This is a genomic window from Paenibacillus sp. FSL A5-0031 (assembly GCF_001956295.1).
In the GTDB taxonomy this organism is placed as follows: Bacteria; Bacillota; Bacilli; order Paenibacillales; family Paenibacillaceae; genus Pristimantibacillus.
The window spans coordinates 468,064-483,633 of the sequence record NZ_MRTD01000001.1; the positions used below are offsets into that span (position 1 = coordinate 468,064).

Below are 15,570 nucleotides of genomic sequence, written 5' to 3' on the forward strand. Positions count from 1 at the left end.
AGGAACAAGAACGGAATTAAGAGCATTGAGGACATTGTCAAAACTGATTCGTAAGCCAAGTATTGTCTGAGGTCATTTTTGTGGAGATTAGAACCTATTTTTAAAGATTGTATATAATGGGGTATACGTCCACAAGGAGTGAAATAAATGAACAGTAAGGAACAAATTGATGAGGCGAGAATAACACTTATTGGCAGATTACGTTAGGTGGATCCGTTCTTTTCTTTATTGGTTCACTGATTGTAGCAATTATTGGATACCAAGCCTACGTAGATTTACTTATTCCTCAATGAATGTATATATAAAAATATAAGGAATATATAGGTTCTTTTCATGGCAGCAAAAAAAGGGAAAAGCACAAAATTTACGCATAGTTTCCTAATATCCTTAACGAGCTCATGTCATACGACATGGGTTTTTCATTTTTGCTGATTTCTTCCAAAAATTTCATGATTATTTTCTATTTTTTATGATATTATACAGGGGACAAGATCGTTTGAAAGAATGAAGAAAAAATAGCAAAAAGGAGAGGGAATTGATATCTAGATATGATAAATCAATTATTAATTCATCTAATTATCATATGTTTTCCGATCTTTATCCAACAATTTTTTTATTCTCGAAATAAATTAATTAATAGAATTTCTTATCAAGTTCTAAATGGATTTGTGTTTGGAGCATCCTCTATCCTTTGTATGGCTTATCCTATTTATGTGATGGGCAACTTTCATGGCGATTTAAGAAGTATTCCTTTAATTGTTCTGATCATTTATAGCTACGAGTACATTTTACCTGGCATTATTGCCCTTGCTGCTGCCATCATATACTGCTTGTGTATGGGAGGGGATGATGTCTTCCTTTCTACAGCAACATTATTGCTAAGTGTGGGGCCGTGTTTCTTCTTTTTAAAGTCATTGCGTAAAAAACAAGCTGCCAGACGCATGCTGATTTGTATGAACTTATCGATTTATTCCGTAATTGTGTTCATTTTATCTTTTTTTGTCTATCTCGAGATTAACTCCTACACAAACGAGATTCATTCAGACTGTATTTTTATCATTTCGATTTTAGCTGCAGCATCATTTATTGGAATGGGTGTCTCTATATTACTGAAAGAGCATTTTATTGAAACGGCATATTTGAAAAATGAGCTGGAGCGTAGTGAAAAATTGAAAATCGTAAGTCAAATTGCTGCTTCCGTTGCTCACGAGGTGCGAAATCCTCTGACGGTAGTGAAAGGATTTTTACAGCTATTGAAGGAATCTGTCGATGATAAAAAAAAGGATTATTTGAATATTGCATTATCTGAATTGGATAGAGCAGAGTATATTATTTCTGATTATTTGAATCTTGCTAAGCCGCAAGCCGATCAGCTGGAAGTAATCGAGATTTCCGAATTTCTGGTACATACATTGGAAATTATGAATTCTTATGGGTTAATTCAAAATGTGCAAATCCACTTAAACTGTAATCAAACGGATCTTTATATAAGGGCAGACAAACCGAAACTGACTCAAGTGATATTAAATCTAATTAAAAATGGGGTAGAAGCGATCCCAGATAAAGGTGAAGTGACTGTCAATGCCTATTACTACAAAGAGGAAATTTGTATAGAGATTATTGATACTGGAAAGGGCATATCCAGAGAGGAATTAGAGCAATTAGGTACCGTTTTTTTTACGACAAAGGAAACGGGGACAGGCTTAGGCATTTTGGTTACCTTTCGGATTGTCGAAGCATTAAAGGGGAAAATTGCTTTTCAAAGCGAGCTCGGAATGGGGACGAAGGTATTGCTGAAATTTCCTGCCGTAGATCAATTGAAATAAGTCTTTAAATGAATAATAGCCCCATTCTCCATAGGAGAGTGGGGCTATTCATGTTATTTATTGCGAAGCATCATCGTCCACAAATCAGAGCTTTCATAACCGAGGCGCCAAGCTGCAACGCCAGCCAAATCGTAAGTTTTGGCTATATCGATACGAGCTTTGACCGTGTTTTCGGTTTCAGCCCAGAATAAATAGGTGAAGCCGTCTTTGGTATACTTATATTTCATCTGTCCAGATTCCGGGTCCATCTCACCTTGAGCGTTCGTATCTGCAATAAGCTTAGGAATTTCTTTCATAAAGATGGCACGGTTGCTGACTAGCTTATTCGTGCTGTCAAGCTTCCATTCGCGTACGTAAAAAGGAATGCCAAGCATAAGCTTGTTACGCGGAATGCCATAGCTCAAAAATTGCTTAACGCCTTCTTCAACCCAGTTGAGGCCAGCAACAGAACCAGGCACCTCGCTTCCTTTCCAATGCTCATCATAAGCCATAATGATAATTGTATCCACGACCGCCGAAAGAGCGGTATGGTCATAAGCGGTTCTATCATTCCAGCTTAAGCTGCCGCGTGGCAAATCGATAGATATTTGCATACCTTTGTCATGCACAGCTTTAGCAAGTGCTGTAACAAAGGCGGTATAGGCAGCCCGATCCGTTCCAGCGACCTCTTCGAAATCAAGATTGATGCCTGCAACACCGAGCTGTGTAAGCTTCGCTATAAGCGTCTTAATGAATGCTTGCTGGGCGGTATTGTTCTTTAAAAACTCCGTCGTCATTTTTTTGTTAAATTGATTGTGAACAAGCGGCATTACCTTAATTCCTTGTTCTTTGAAAGTGTCTACGACTACTTGATCTGAAGTGTCGATCATTGAGCCATCCGCAGCGGAGAGCTCAAACCAAGTAGGGGAGTCAATCGACAATCCTTGCGTATTAGCGACATGGCTGATAATCGTTGCGCTTGTTGCGCTGCCATTCCATCCCATATAAACTAGGCTTTTGGTATTGCTGAAAATTTTACGACCTTCGCTCGTTTGAACAGTGCTGTTCGCAAAACCCTTCGCATACGCAATTGCACCAGTCTTTGTATTAAAGGCTCTTAATTTTTTGTCGCCTTGATAAACGGCTAAATAAGGAATACCGGACCAATATACTTTCTCGTTGAAGGTAACCTCTGCATTTGGTGTTTTTTTCGCAAGCTGTACAGCCCCATCTAAGCTAATAGAAGAGCCTACCACGGCACCATTTTGTTTTACTAAATAAGCGGGTACATTCGAATGAACGATCTTACTCGTTGCTGTATTTAATACCTGACTGCCAGAAATGGAATATGAGGCATTCATAGCATCGAGAAGGTAGGAATAAAGCGGTAACTCTTCTACAGGTGCCCCATCCACAGTAATTTGATAGACGGGTGCAGCAGCGCGCTGCGCTTTAGTTTGTGCAGCTGTCTGATTTCCCCAAACCCATTTGTTCGTTGTTAAATCGATTACATGGGCATTGCCCCATTTTTTGGCTTCCTGCTTAGCGGCAGCAAGTGTAAGGAAGGACCAATTGTCACGAGTGTTATCGCCTTGATAAAGCTTGAACTTGGAGTAAGATTGATAACTCCAGCCAATGTTTTCAAGATCACGGATATGTACGTTTGTAAGGTTTTTAGCAACAGATAATGCTTGATTGTAAGTGCTAAACTCCCATTTTGGGAGAGTTTGACCGTTCTGATAAACCTTGTAACGAGGGAAGTTATCCCATACCCAAGCACGATCAGCAATTTTCTCGACATGACTGTAACCGAATTTCCCGGCATAGGAAATCGCTTGCGCCTCCGTAGTGAACTCACGGAGCACTTGGTCATTTTGATAAACACGGAATTTTGTCATTTGATTTGCTGCAGCATCTGCAATGCCTGCCGTTGCTGTCATGATTGTTTGGCAAAAGAAAAGCAAAAGCAAGGCTGTACTCATTTTTTTTCTCATAGATTTGTCATATACACTCCTCTCTAGTCTAATGTTTAGACGCAGGGAGGACGAGGATGTTGCTGGAAATCTATTAATATTTCTCTAGTAATTATTGGGAGAGCATATTTCGGCACAAAAAAAAGCATCCGCTAGCTGCTTATACATAAGATAATGCAAGCTATTGGATGCTTTTTTTATGCTAATCGGAAATGTCTGCCCAAAATTCTTCATCCGCATCGAGCGTAATGTTGGAGCGGAAAACGCGCCGATTATATTGTGTGAACATATATTGCTCGATAGCCTCGAGGATATTCGCTTCAATGATGTACTGGCTGCGGCCCTTCACCCAAACCTCGGCCGTATACCCATACTCTTCTTCCCATGAGAGCTGCACTTCCACATCGGTAGGGTTAACTCCCCGTCGTTCAGACATATGAAGGCAGATAGCGTTTATAATCTCATCTGTATAGATGCGCACGATTAGTAGGGTCTCCGTTGATCTGGCGGGTTACGCTTGCTGCGCAGATATACGAATGCTACACGTATGAGCATGATGATGGCGAAGATAGCCATTAAATTAATCATTAGACCAAGAATATTACCGAATGCGCCCATGCCCGCGAACAAACCGCCGAACATCAAGCCTGCCAATCCGCCAATCATTAGGCCTTTCATTAAGCCGCCGCCGCTAAAAAATCCAGGTTTTGTAGCGCCAGTTGTTGCTCCAGCTTTCTTGCCTGGGTTCGATTGATTAACGTTATCCGATTTCTTAGGGTTTTGCGTAACGCTTTGTTTCGGAGATTTCATTCCGCCTCGTGGTTTTGCATCGGCATACTGTCCGAAACCTAGTGTGATGAATAGTGTGAGTGCCAGCATGACCATGAATCCCTTTTTCATCTGTGTGTTCTCCTCCTGATATCTTTAATACATTCTTTACAAACATAGATAATATACGCCTAATAGACATGATGGTTTCATTTATTTCTATAGGATTGGTTTAAATGTATGAAAGTATAAGCGACATATGCTAATATTTTTATTATAAATGAAACGATGAATTCGATTGGAACAAGTCATTTGGAGGTTTTTATGATTTCTTTTCCGAAAGCGTATATTGCTTATTTAGTGGAGTTCCATGCATCCAGAGATTATTTCGAATGTCACGAGCTTCTGGAGGAGTACTGGAAAGAGAATCCCGGTGATCGATTTGCAGATACTTGGGTTGGACTTATTCAGCTGGCTGTTGGCCTCTATCACGAGCGCAGAGGCAATGTTCGCGGTGCAGTCAAAATGCTAATGCAAGCAGATCGCAGACTGTCTGCAGCACCGCTTGATGAGCTTGGTTTAGGTAAGAACAGCTTGCAGATGCAATTAAGTGCAAGATTGATTTATTTGCAGGCAGAGGATGTAACTCCCTATACAGATATTAATTTGCAAATTGTAAACGAAGACGTCATTTTATTGTGTAAGCAGATGTGTGATCAAAGAGGATTGATTTGGGGAGCTACGAGTCCATTAGATGATGATGCAATCATTCACAGGCATTCAAAGAGAGACAGATCCGATGTGATAGCAGCAAGACTTGCAGCTTATGAAGTAAAAAAACGGGAACGTAGCGGTATGATTGATTAACCGCTGTGTTCCCGTTTTATTTGTTTACAATTGAGGCGTTGCAGCGTCTACAAGCTCTAGTTCACCAGTTTCGGAATCAATAATCAATCCATGTACTAAAATATTAGCAGGCAGCAGGGGGTGATTGCGGATGATGCTTACACTGTTTAGAACACTGTCTCTGACGTTGTCGAAGCCAGTCAGCCAGCGCATCAGATTAAGACCTGAATGCTTCAAGGTTGTAATCGTCTCATTGGAGACGCCTCGCTCTTCCATATGCTGAATGATGTGTTCAGGGTTGAGACCAGTCATCCCGCAATTGCTATGGCCAACGACAAATACTTCGTCAGCTTGCAGCTCATATAAGGCGACAAGGACACTACGCATAATATTGCCAAAAGGCTGGGTTACGATAGCCCCAGCGTTTTTAATGATTTTGGCATCGCCATTTTTGAGATTCATAGCTTTGGGCAGCATTTCTGTCAACCTTGTATCCATACAAGTAACGATGACCATTCTTTTGTTTGGATATTTGCTCGTGGAATATTTCTCGTATTTCCGGTTCTCAACAAATTCTTTATTGTAATTTAAAATTTCATCAATTTTGTTCATGCTGCTCCTCCGCTTAGAAAACGAAGGTTTACCGTATAGATTTGGCTGTCGCTCTTGAGACTAAAGCTGCTTCGTTCCTCATTGTAATCAACACGCAGCTGGGGTTCATAATATATTTCATGGCGAGGTTCATAATAGAAGGGCAAAGGATCGCCTTGTGCGAGTTTGTCGTCCACCGTGGGCTCACTAATCAACTGAAGGGCAGGAACGCCGCTAACGACACAACCGCATCCTTCTGTATCATGAAGCAGTTTTAATTGGTTTTTCCCCTCTTTTAAATAAGGAGTTAACCGATCAGTAGCTGCTTTGGAAAAAATGATATGCATATGGTTTCCTCTCTTTCTATCTCTTGCACTGGATGTCTTGCAGGTTTAAGATGATTATAAGGATTGGAATAAGTAAGATCAAGTAAAGATCCCATGAATCATAATCAATGTAAAAACGAAGCAGGAAGGTGGAACAATGATGTCTACAAAACATACGGAAGCTCTGCAAAGTTTCAGAGAAACCATTCGCAAAATTTCGAGCTATGAGGAAGCACTCGGGGTTCTATATTGGGATTTGCGCACAGGCGCTCCGCGCAAAGGAATGGATAATCGCTCAGAGGTCATTGGCGCGTTATCCGGCGACCATTTTAAGCTGGCAACATCACCTGAACTAGGAGAAAATCTGTCCATACTGGAGGATCGTTCAGTATACTCAGAGCTCAGTGAAATCGATCAGCGTTTAGTTGCGGAAACTCGCAAGGAGTATGATCGCAGCATCAAAATACCACCGAAGCTCTATCAAGAATATGTGGTGTTATCCTCGCAATCCGAAAGCAAATGGGAAGAAGCGAAGGAAAACAATGATTATGCAAGCTTCCAGCCCTATTTGGAGAAGGTCATTTCCTATACGAATCAATTTATTGATCTTTGGGGACCGAAAGAGACTCGTTATGATACGCTTCTCGATCAATATGAACCGGGCATGACCGTTGCTGAACTTGACCGAGTGTTTGGCGGTTTACGCGAGCAGCTCGTACCACTAGCAGCAGCGATCGCAAACTCGCCGCATCAGCCAGATACTTCATTTCTGAAGCAAAACTATGATAAATCGTCTCAAAAAGCATTTAGTCTATACATATTGGAGCAAATGGGCTACAACTTTGAAGCAGGCAGGCTCGATGAGAGCGCTCATCCATTCGCTACAGGACTTAATCCCGGAGATGTTCGAATTACGACAAGATATTTGGAGGACGATGTAACAAGCGCATTGTTCGGTACAATTCATGAAGGCGGTCATGCGCTGTATGAGCAAAATATTATGGAAGAGCTTATCGGCACAACGCTTTGCACCGGAACTTCCATGGGCATTCACGAATCGCAATCCCGCTTCTGGGAAAATGTTATTGGCCGGAGCAGACCTTTCTGGAATCGTTATTTCGGCGAGCTTCAACAACGGTTTCCTGGTCAGCTTGATGTGAGCGTTGATCAATTTTATCGTGGGAATAATGTTGTGCAGCCATCGTTAGTTAGAATAGAAGCCGATGAGCTGACTTATAATCTGCATATCATTATCCGCTATGAGATTGAGAAGCTTATATTTAATGGCGGTGCGAAAGCTGCAGATCTCCCAGCTATCTGGAATGAAAAATACAAAGAGTATTTAGGCGTGACTCCGCAAAATGATGCAGAAGGCGTTCTCCAAGATGTTCACTGGTCAGGTGGAGCTTTTGGTTATTTCCCTTCCTATTCACTTGGCAATATGTATGCAGCACAAATCGCAGATACGATGGAGCGTGATCTGCAAGGTTTCTGGGGCAGTGTAGAAAAAGGGAATTTACTGCCGATTAAGCAATGGCTTAGCGAGCGCATTTACAAATACGGCAAGCTGAGAACGCCATCTGAGCTTATCCAGAGCGTTACTGGCAAACCGCTTGATCCACAGCATTTGGTTGCTTATTTAACGAAAAAATATACTGACATCTACAAGCTGTAATAAGCAGCTAAATTTAATAACAAGATGAGAAGGCTGTCCAATCGTCCAATGACGATAAAGGGCAGCCTTCTTTTTGTGCATGTATTCACCGCCCTTCGCTAAAGCGCATAGGCTGAAGTACATTTATTAAACGCATAGTTGCAGAAGGGACTCAAAAATGAAAAAACGAATGGTATTGACGATGCTGCTCGCCTCAGTGCTAGTCATGACAAGTGTACTTGCTGGATGCGGTAAAGGCGATTCAGGCAATGTGAAGATTCGTATCGGCGAAGTAACGCGCTCATTATTTTATGCACCAGAATACGTAGCTGTCGCGAAAGGCTTCTTTAAAGAGGAAGGGCTCGATGTGGAATTAACGACTACACCGGGCGGTGACAAAACGATGACGGCATTGCTCTCGAATGCGATCGACGTTGCATTGGTTGGATCGGAAACTTCCATTTATGTGTATCAGCAGGGGACGGATGATCCGATTATTAACTTTGCCCAATTGACTCAAACCGATGGTACTTTCCTTGTAGCTAGAGAGGCTGATGCAAACTTCGATTGGAATAATTTAAAAGGAAAAGTATTCCTTGGCCAAAGAAAAGGCGGAATGCCGCAGATGGCGGGGGAGTTTGCGTTAAAGAAGCTTGGCATCGATCCGAAAGCGGATTTGGAGCTGATTCAAAACGTTGATTTTGCAAACATACCTGCAGCCTTCGCATCGGGTACTGGCGATTATGTCCAGCTATTTGAACCGACAGCCTCGATTTTTGAGAAGGAAGGCAAGGGGCATGTGGTAGCGTCGTTCGGTGAGGAAAGCGGTCACCTTCCTTACACGGTGTTTATGGCTAAGAAAAGCTATATCAACAAAAACAAAAAAGCTATTCAATCGTTCACGAACGCAGTTCATAAAGCGCAGCTCTGGGTTCAGGACAACAATGCAGAAGCAATTGCCGAAGTTGTGCTGCCATATTTTGAAAATGTGGATCGCGATATTCTTATCAGCTCCATTGACCGTTACAAAAAACAAGGCTCCTTCGCTACAGATCCGATCATTGATGAAGGGGAATGGAACAACCTTCTTGACGTTATTACGAGCGCGGGAGAACTTCAGAAGCGTACCGAGCATAGTGAAATTGTAGATACTAGCTTTGCCGAAAAAGCAATTGAAGCAGTGAAATAACTGCCGGCATGAAATGGAGGCTTAGGCATGATGGATGTACCCGTGCTTGAGCTGCAGCAATTATCACATGTATATGTGAATGAAAAAGGAGCCTCCCTCGCGGTCGAACAAATTGAGCTGACAGTTAACCGCGGGGAGTTTATCAGCTTGGTTGGTCCTAGCGGCTGCGGCAAGACGACGGTGCTTAGTCTGTTAGCCGGCTTGTTTCCACCGACTAAGGGGCAAGTACTGCTAAATGGTGAGCGGGTTGTGGGACCTTCGCCCAAGGTAGGCTACATGCTGCAGCAAGATTATTTATTTCCATGGCGTTCTATCAAAGAAAATGCCGCAATTGGACTTGAAATAAGCGGACGCAAATCAGAAAAGGCGCTTCAAGCGGTAGATGAGCTGTTAGTTGAGCTTGGACTGCCGGAATCCGGGCGCAAATACCCTCATGAGCTATCAGGCGGGATGAGGCAGCGAGTCGCACTTGCAAGAACTTTAGCTACAGAGCCGGAAGTGCTTCTGCTCGATGAGCCTTTCTCAGCACTTGATCTTCATATCAAGCTCCAACTCGAGGACTTGGTTCATCAGACTTTGAAGAGACTTGGCAAAACAGCGGTTCTTGTCACACATGATCTGGCAGAAGCTGCTGCAATGAGTGACCGTGTTATCGTGCTAGGCAGAAACCCCGGACATATTCGATGTGAAGTGGAAATACCGGAAGAGATTCGTCAAGCAACCCCGATGGCGGCTCGCAAGCTCCCAGACTTTCAACAATTGTTTGATCGCTTATGGGAGGAGCTTGATGAGGACGACATGGAAGGGGGTGGAAATGGTGGATGAACGAAGCGGGCGGGATATATTGTATAAGGACAAAACAGGTAAAGCTGCTGTATCGGGTATTCAAGAGGATCGCCTGACTTGGATGGGCGAGCTGCACACTCGGTTCAAAGAACACAAACGGCGTATTACAGCTGCGGTCATCACAACACAGTTTGTGCTGCTGCTCCTGTTTATTGGTCTATGGGAAGCAGCTGGGCGCAAAAATTGGATTGATCCCTTGCTGTTCAGCTATCCCTCTAAGATGTTTCTACAGCTTTGGAAGACGATGGTGGACGGCTCCATATGGCCCCATGTTGGCATGACCGTGACAGAAACCGTCGTAGGTTTCTTGCTCGGTACGATTTTAGGCACTGCGATTGCCGCATTGCTATGGTGGTTCCCATTTCTATCTCGTGTATTCGATCCTTATTTGGTCGTACTCAATAGTATGCCAAAAGTGGCGCTTGGACCTATTTTTATCGTTGGGCTTGGACCAGGCTTTATGTCGATCGTTGCCATTACGCTATCGATCACTGTCATTATTACGATTTTGAACATTTATAATCGATTTCGTGAGATTGACACCGGTTATATTAAGGTCGTAAGGCTGTTTGGTGCTTCTAGACTGCAATTATTCAAGCTAGTCATTTTGCCGGGTTCCTTTCCTGTCATTATTTCAACGTTGAAAGTTAATGTCGGGCTAGCGTGGATCGGCGTCATCGTTGGTGAGTTTCTCGTGGCAAAGCTAGGTTTAGGTTATTTAATCATATATGGCTTCCAAGTCTTCAATTTCACACTAGTGCTATCAAGCTTAATTGTGATTGCTGTAGTCGCTACGGTTATGTATCAATTAGTTGCAATGCTGGAGAGAAAGTTGACTGAGGGTTGGCGCGAGCGGTAGGATGTAGAAATAAATCCTACTTAACGCGAGGTTATTTCATGGGCATTCGTATTATTAAAACGGCGTTGGCCGCCATTGCAGCCATTTATACCGCAGTCTATCTCGGATTGGAGCCGCCGCTTGGCGCCGGCATTCTTGCCATACTTGGCGTTGAAGTGACGAGGATGAAAGGGATTAAGAGCGCATTTGTGCGATTTATCGCTTCTGTGCTCGGACTTTTTTTTGCTTCGCTTATCTTTACTGTATTTGGTTTTCACATTTGGGCAGTTGCTATATTCATTCTCATTACTTTTCCAATATTGTCGCGCTTCCAATTGAAGGATGGCATCGTTACAAGCTCGGTTATCGTATTCCACCTTTTCAATCGGGCAGAGGTGACAACCGACATTATTGGAAACGAAATTATGCTCTTATTTGCAGGTTTGGGATGGGCAACCATCGTGAACATCATTTATATGCCTAAGGATGAGCATCAACTTAGCTTCTTTCGTTCTTCAATTGAGCAAAACTTTGCCGTCATCTTTCAAGAAATGTCGCTGACGCTGCGCGATCCATCGCATATATGGAATGGCGGCGAAATTTTGGAAGCCTATAACGCGATTGAGGAAGGAGCCCAGCGCTCCGTTCGCAATCGCGAAAATCGGCTTTGGGGCCAAGAGCAATATTGGTCCACTTATTTTGAAATGAGACGTCAGCAGCTCGAATCCATCCAGCAAATGATGGTTAAGCTTGCTTTCGTATATGAAAAGTTTCCTCAAGCGATTATGATCGCAGATTTGTTTGATCAGCTGTCTAGCGATGTGAAATCAGATGTTTATAAAGGCAGCGTTGGAGAGCGGCTGCTAGAGCTGTCTCGATTATTTCAAGCGATGGAGCTGCCAAAAACAAGAGACGAGTTCGAGGTTCGCGCTTCGCTGCTCATGCTTTTAAGAGAACTTGAACGGTATTTAGGCATCGCGAAGCGATTAAAAAAAAGAAAAGTCATGACGTCCGAACTTCGACCATAGAATGTAAAGGGAAAAATTCGTTGCGAGGCAAGCGTAAATAGCTGTGGCGACATTCGTAGACATAGCTATTGTACCGCCTAGAAATTCAAATGCGATTATGGCGTAATAATGTAATTGCATGAATTTCTGGCGTATGCGGCTGTGGCGGCATTCGTAGACATAGCTATCGTATCACGTTGAAATACGAGTGGCTTATAGGTTTTAAGCTATAACCGCTTGAATTTCTAGCGTAAACGGCTGTGGCGACATTGGCAAACCTAACTATCGTTTTGCGCACATATGCGAGCGTGATTGTAGAGATAAAAGCTATAATCGCATGCATATCAATCGCAAGCAGTTCTGCAAGCCATTTCGGCACAGCATACGTTTAGCTGAGAAATATAAGCATCGTTATAAGTGTGGCACTTATGTATTCTTATATTTCAAGCGTAACGGCTATTTCCGGGCGTCAGGCGGCTCTAGCATCCGTTCCGCAGTGATCTATATGGATCGCTATAAGTATAAAACTTATATAATCTTATATTTCGAGAAAATAAACAGTCACCCTAGACGAATGTCCTGCATACACTTTAAATGAATGATTGTATGGAGGAGGTTAAATCAATGACTATTGCAGATAAACAGCTACAATACAGAGAAATAATTACGAAAGCTGTCTGCGGCAAAGGTCGTAAGTTTTCCACTGTAACCCATACCGTAACGCCGCCTCATAATCCAACCAGTATTCTGGGAGCATGGATCATCAACCATCAGTATGAAGCGGTTCGTTCGGGCGACGGCATTGAGGTAATTGGTACTTACGATATCAACATTTGGTATTCGTACAGCAAAAACTCGCAAACAGACGTAGCTAAGGAATCCGTGCATTACGTCGAGCATGTCAATCTATCCTATGTAGACCCGAAACATCGGCCTTCTACGGTGGAAGTGTCAGCCGAGGTAGTTCAGGAGCCAAACTGTATCGAAGCGAATATTTCTTCGAATGGTTCAGGCGTCGTGATTCGTGTAGAGCGTGAGTTTTCGGTAGAGCTAGTCGCCGAGACTAAGGTTTGTGTAGCGGTTCTTCCAGGCGGTTGCGACGACCTGGACGGCAAGGATTTGGAGTTCAGCCTCGGCGATAATGATTATGAGGATTTGGATCCAGATCTGCTGGACGATGAGTTGTAAGCAAGCCGGGAAGCTTTGCTGTCAAGGTATCATATGCTGCGCGAGCGGCAAATTCGAGGGCGAAAGCCCTCTTTTTTTTTGAAATTATAAAAAAAGCGAAAATTTATGTATACATCCCTAGTTTAAAGGCGGGAAAGCAATGGCTTCGACGTGGATATGGCGGGGCAGCTACGATCGGCTGGAGAAAATTACATACGATGCCAACGAGCAGCATACCTCAGGCGAGCGCAATGGGCAGCCGCTGCATGCCGAGCACTGGTCAGCAGTGAGAGCAGGGGATGCTGTGCTCGCATGGTCAGACGCCCGCACAATCGATTGCAGCCGTTTCACAGGGAAGTGGATTCTTAATGTCAACGGTCAAATTGCCACAAATCTGCTTGATTCGGAGAAACAGCGCATTTGGCGCCGAGCTGGCTTGTGCGGCGGTCCTGCTATTCAGAGTGAACGATTGTACCGCATCAGCGTCGTCCATTTGGAGCCCGTCGAAATGCTGCGAATTGATGCATCGGGGAAAGTGATGCCGTATAAGACATTGCTGCCACTCAGCGGCGGTTGGCCTGATGATCCAGCGCTGCGAAGAGTGGCGCGTACCGCTGTAGCGGCACTATATGCACTTGGCCTCGATATTGGCGAGGCCGAGGTGTGGCTTGGCGGGGACGGGCGAACAGCCGTCCGTGATGCTTGGCCGAAGCTGAGGGACACGAGGCTGGAGGCTGCTTCGCTAAGGCGATTCGCCGCGTGGCATGCCGCGGCGAGAGCGGAGACTGTGGATCGGCAGCTGCTTATTGGCGCCGATCCGGAGTTTGTGCTTGTGACGCCAGCGGGGAAGATCGCGTCGGCGTCACGGTTTTTTGGAGCTGGCGTCGGCGGGGCAGCCGGTGCCGACGCCTTGCTCGTAGGGCGACGGCTGCTGTATCCCGTCGCCGAGCTGCGGCCCGAGCCGGCCGATAGCCCGGCCGCGCTTGCCGCGAATGTGCGGCGGCTGCTGCTGCGCGCCGCCGATCGCATCAGCGACCCGGCGCTGCGCTGGGCCGCTGGAGCTATGCCCGTGCCGGGGCTTGCGCTCGGCGGGCACATTCATCTTAGCGGAGCGCCGCTGACGAGTCGCTTGCTCCGCTTGCTGGACAGCTACGCGGCATTCCCGCTCGCACTTGTCGAGGACCCCGCAGGGCGGGCCCGCCGTCCAAGGTATGGAACCCTTGGAGACTTCCGTCTGCAGCCGCATGGCGGGTTCGAATACCGCACGCTGCCGAGCTGGCTTGTATCGCCTGCGGCAGCCAAAGCCTCCTTCGCGCTCGCGCTTATATGCGCCCGCGAAGAACAAAATCTATCCTACATGCCGTCCCTACAGGAGCGTTATGTAGCAGCATATTATTCCGGCGATCGCGCAGAACTAGCGTTCTGCTTGGATGGCCTCGTTTCAGCACTCACGGCTACAGCAAGCTACTCTGAGCTCGCACCATACATCGAGCCATTGTTTGATGCCGCAAGAAAAGGCAAGACCTGGGATGAAAGCACAGATATACGTGTCAAATGGAGACTGCGATTAAGAAGGTAGACGTAGTGAAGTTGCATCTATAAGTCGCTTTAGTTTGAGTTGTTGCTTCTGAGTGTGTTAATTAACTCGTCGGTACACGCTGCACTTGTCTTTTATTATGTGTTATTTACTGTTACTACAAGAAGAGGTGCGAAAGGGGAGTTGAGCTCCATATTGAACAGAATATGGAGCGAATGTGTCGGCTTGCGATAACATTGGTATGTTCCTAACGGACATACGATCCGCTATTTTGGAGAATCGAGCACAAATTTGAATCTAACGGACATACATTCCGCTATTTGAGCAAAAGGGAGCAAAAAACTAGCTCCAGGAGCCAAATAAGGGATTCTATGTCCGTTAGCAATGCGTAAACAGGCAAAATGAGCATAATAACGGATCTGATGTCCGTTAACCTTTCTGCCAAGATACCTCACACCTCTTAAGGACATACGATCCGCTAATTTCGATAATCAAGCACATATTTAAACCTAACGGACATACATTCCGCTATTTGTGCAAGAGTGAGCTAAAAACTAGCTCATGGAGCCAAATAAGGGATTCTATGTCCGTTAGCAATGCGTAAACAGGCAAAATGAGCATAATAGCGTATCTGATGTCCGTTAGCTCATCGCAAAAGTCACCTCAAACCTTCTAACAGACATACATTCCGCTAGTTGAGCAAAAGTGAGCTAAAAACGGACTAATGGAGTCAAATAAGGGCTTCTATGTCCGTTAGTAATGCGTAAACTGGCAAAATGAGCATAATAGCGTATCTGACGTCCGTTAGCTCATCGCAAAAGTCACCGCAAACCTCCTAACGGACATACGATCCGCTAATTTCGATAATCAAGCACATATTTGAGCCTAACGGACATATATTCCGCTATTTGCGCAAAAGAGAGCTAAAAACTAGCTCATGGAGCCAAATAAGGGATTCTATGTCCGTTAGCAAAGCGTAAACAGGCAAAATGAGCATAATAACGGATCTGATGTCCGTTAGTA

The 15,570-nt window shown here is 44.5% G+C and carries 14 protein-coding genes; 9 read left to right on the forward strand and 5 right to left on the reverse strand.

Annotated features, from left to right (window positions below):
• Positions 1–695: 695 nt before the first annotated feature.
• The gene (locus BK120_RS01980) at positions 696–1,826 is read left to right on the forward strand and encodes an ATP-binding protein (RefSeq protein WP_256710759.1); all 1,131 of its coding nucleotides are present in this window, start codon (positions 696–698) and stop codon (positions 1,824–1,826) included.
• A gap of 53 nt (positions 1,827–1,879) precedes the next feature.
• On the opposite strand, the gene BK120_RS01985 is transcribed toward BK120_RS01980, so the two are convergent.
• From BK120_RS01985 to BK120_RS01995, 3 genes are all read right to left on the reverse strand, one after another.
• Positions 1,880–3,787, reverse strand: a complete 1,908-nt coding sequence (locus tag BK120_RS01985) for a glycosyl hydrolase family 18 protein (RefSeq protein ID WP_076266110.1) — start codon at positions 3,785–3,787, stop codon at positions 1,880–1,882.
• 193 nt (positions 3,788–3,980) lie between these two features.
• A complete protein-coding gene (locus BK120_RS01990; protein WP_076265783.1) occupies positions 3,981–4,259 on the reverse strand; it encodes a YxcD family protein in 279 nt (92 codons plus the stop codon).
• Positions 4,260–4,261: 2 nt separating this feature from the next.
• On the reverse strand, positions 4,262–4,678 hold the full coding sequence (locus BK120_RS01995) for a hypothetical protein (protein ID WP_076265784.1): 417 nt from the start codon (positions 4,676–4,678) through the stop codon (positions 4,262–4,264).
• A 192-nt stretch (positions 4,679–4,870) separates the two neighbouring features.
• Between BK120_RS01995 and BK120_RS02000 the strand changes: the two genes are divergently transcribed.
• Entirely contained in the window at positions 4,871–5,413 is a 543-nt protein-coding gene (locus BK120_RS02000; RefSeq protein WP_076265785.1) for a DUF309 domain-containing protein, read from the forward strand.
• Between the two features lie 24 nt (positions 5,414–5,437).
• Here the strand turns inward: BK120_RS02000 and BK120_RS02005 are convergent, their stop codons facing one another.
• Together BK120_RS02005 and BK120_RS02010 are read right to left on the reverse strand one after the other, a co-directional pair.
• Entirely contained in the window at positions 5,438–6,004 is a 567-nt protein-coding gene (locus BK120_RS02005) for a beta-class carbonic anhydrase (protein ID WP_076265786.1), read from the reverse strand.
• Positions 6,001–6,330, reverse strand: coding sequence for an iron-sulfur cluster biosynthesis family protein (locus BK120_RS02010; protein ID WP_076265787.1), 330 nt, complete (start codon positions 6,328–6,330; stop codon positions 6,001–6,003). Before BK120_RS02010 ends, BK120_RS02005 begins: the two co-directional genes overlap by 4 nt.
• A gap of 139 nt (positions 6,331–6,469) precedes the next feature.
• Here BK120_RS02010 and BK120_RS02015 point away from each other — a divergent pair, with 139 nt between their 5' ends.
• The 7 genes from BK120_RS02015 (at position 6,470) to BK120_RS02045 (ending at position 14,589) form a co-directional block, all read left to right on the forward strand.
• Positions 6,470–7,984, forward strand: coding sequence for a carboxypeptidase M32 (locus BK120_RS02015; RefSeq protein ID WP_076265788.1), 1,515 nt, complete (start codon positions 6,470–6,472; stop codon positions 7,982–7,984).
• Positions 7,985–8,141: 157 nt separating this feature from the next.
• Positions 8,142–9,152 (forward strand): ABC transporter substrate-binding protein, encoded by a 1,011-nt coding sequence (locus tag BK120_RS02020; protein WP_076265789.1) that lies wholly within the window; start codon positions 8,142–8,144, stop codon positions 9,150–9,152.
• 27 nt (positions 9,153–9,179) lie between these two features.
• Positions 9,180–9,977, forward strand: a complete 798-nt coding sequence (locus tag BK120_RS02025; protein ID WP_076265790.1) for an ABC transporter ATP-binding protein — start codon at positions 9,180–9,182, stop codon at positions 9,975–9,977.
• 82 nt (positions 9,978–10,059) lie between these two features.
• The gene (locus BK120_RS02030; RefSeq protein ID WP_076266111.1) at positions 10,060–10,857 is read left to right on the forward strand and encodes an ABC transporter permease; all 798 of its coding nucleotides are present in this window, start codon (positions 10,060–10,062) and stop codon (positions 10,855–10,857) included.
• A gap of 38 nt (positions 10,858–10,895) precedes the next feature.
• Positions 10,896–11,864, forward strand: coding sequence for an aromatic acid exporter family protein (locus BK120_RS02035; protein WP_076265791.1), 969 nt, complete (start codon positions 10,896–10,898; stop codon positions 11,862–11,864).
• A 603-nt stretch (positions 11,865–12,467) separates the two neighbouring features.
• Entirely contained in the window at positions 12,468–13,031 is a 564-nt protein-coding gene (locus BK120_RS02040) for an outer spore coat protein CotE (protein ID WP_076265792.1), read from the forward strand.
• Between the two features lie 139 nt (positions 13,032–13,170).
• Positions 13,171–14,589: a putative amidoligase domain-containing protein gene (locus BK120_RS02045; RefSeq protein ID WP_083681507.1), complete on the forward strand. Its 1,419-nt coding sequence runs from the start codon at positions 13,171–13,173 to the stop codon at positions 14,587–14,589.
• The last annotated feature ends 981 nt before the right edge of the window (positions 14,590–15,570 follow it).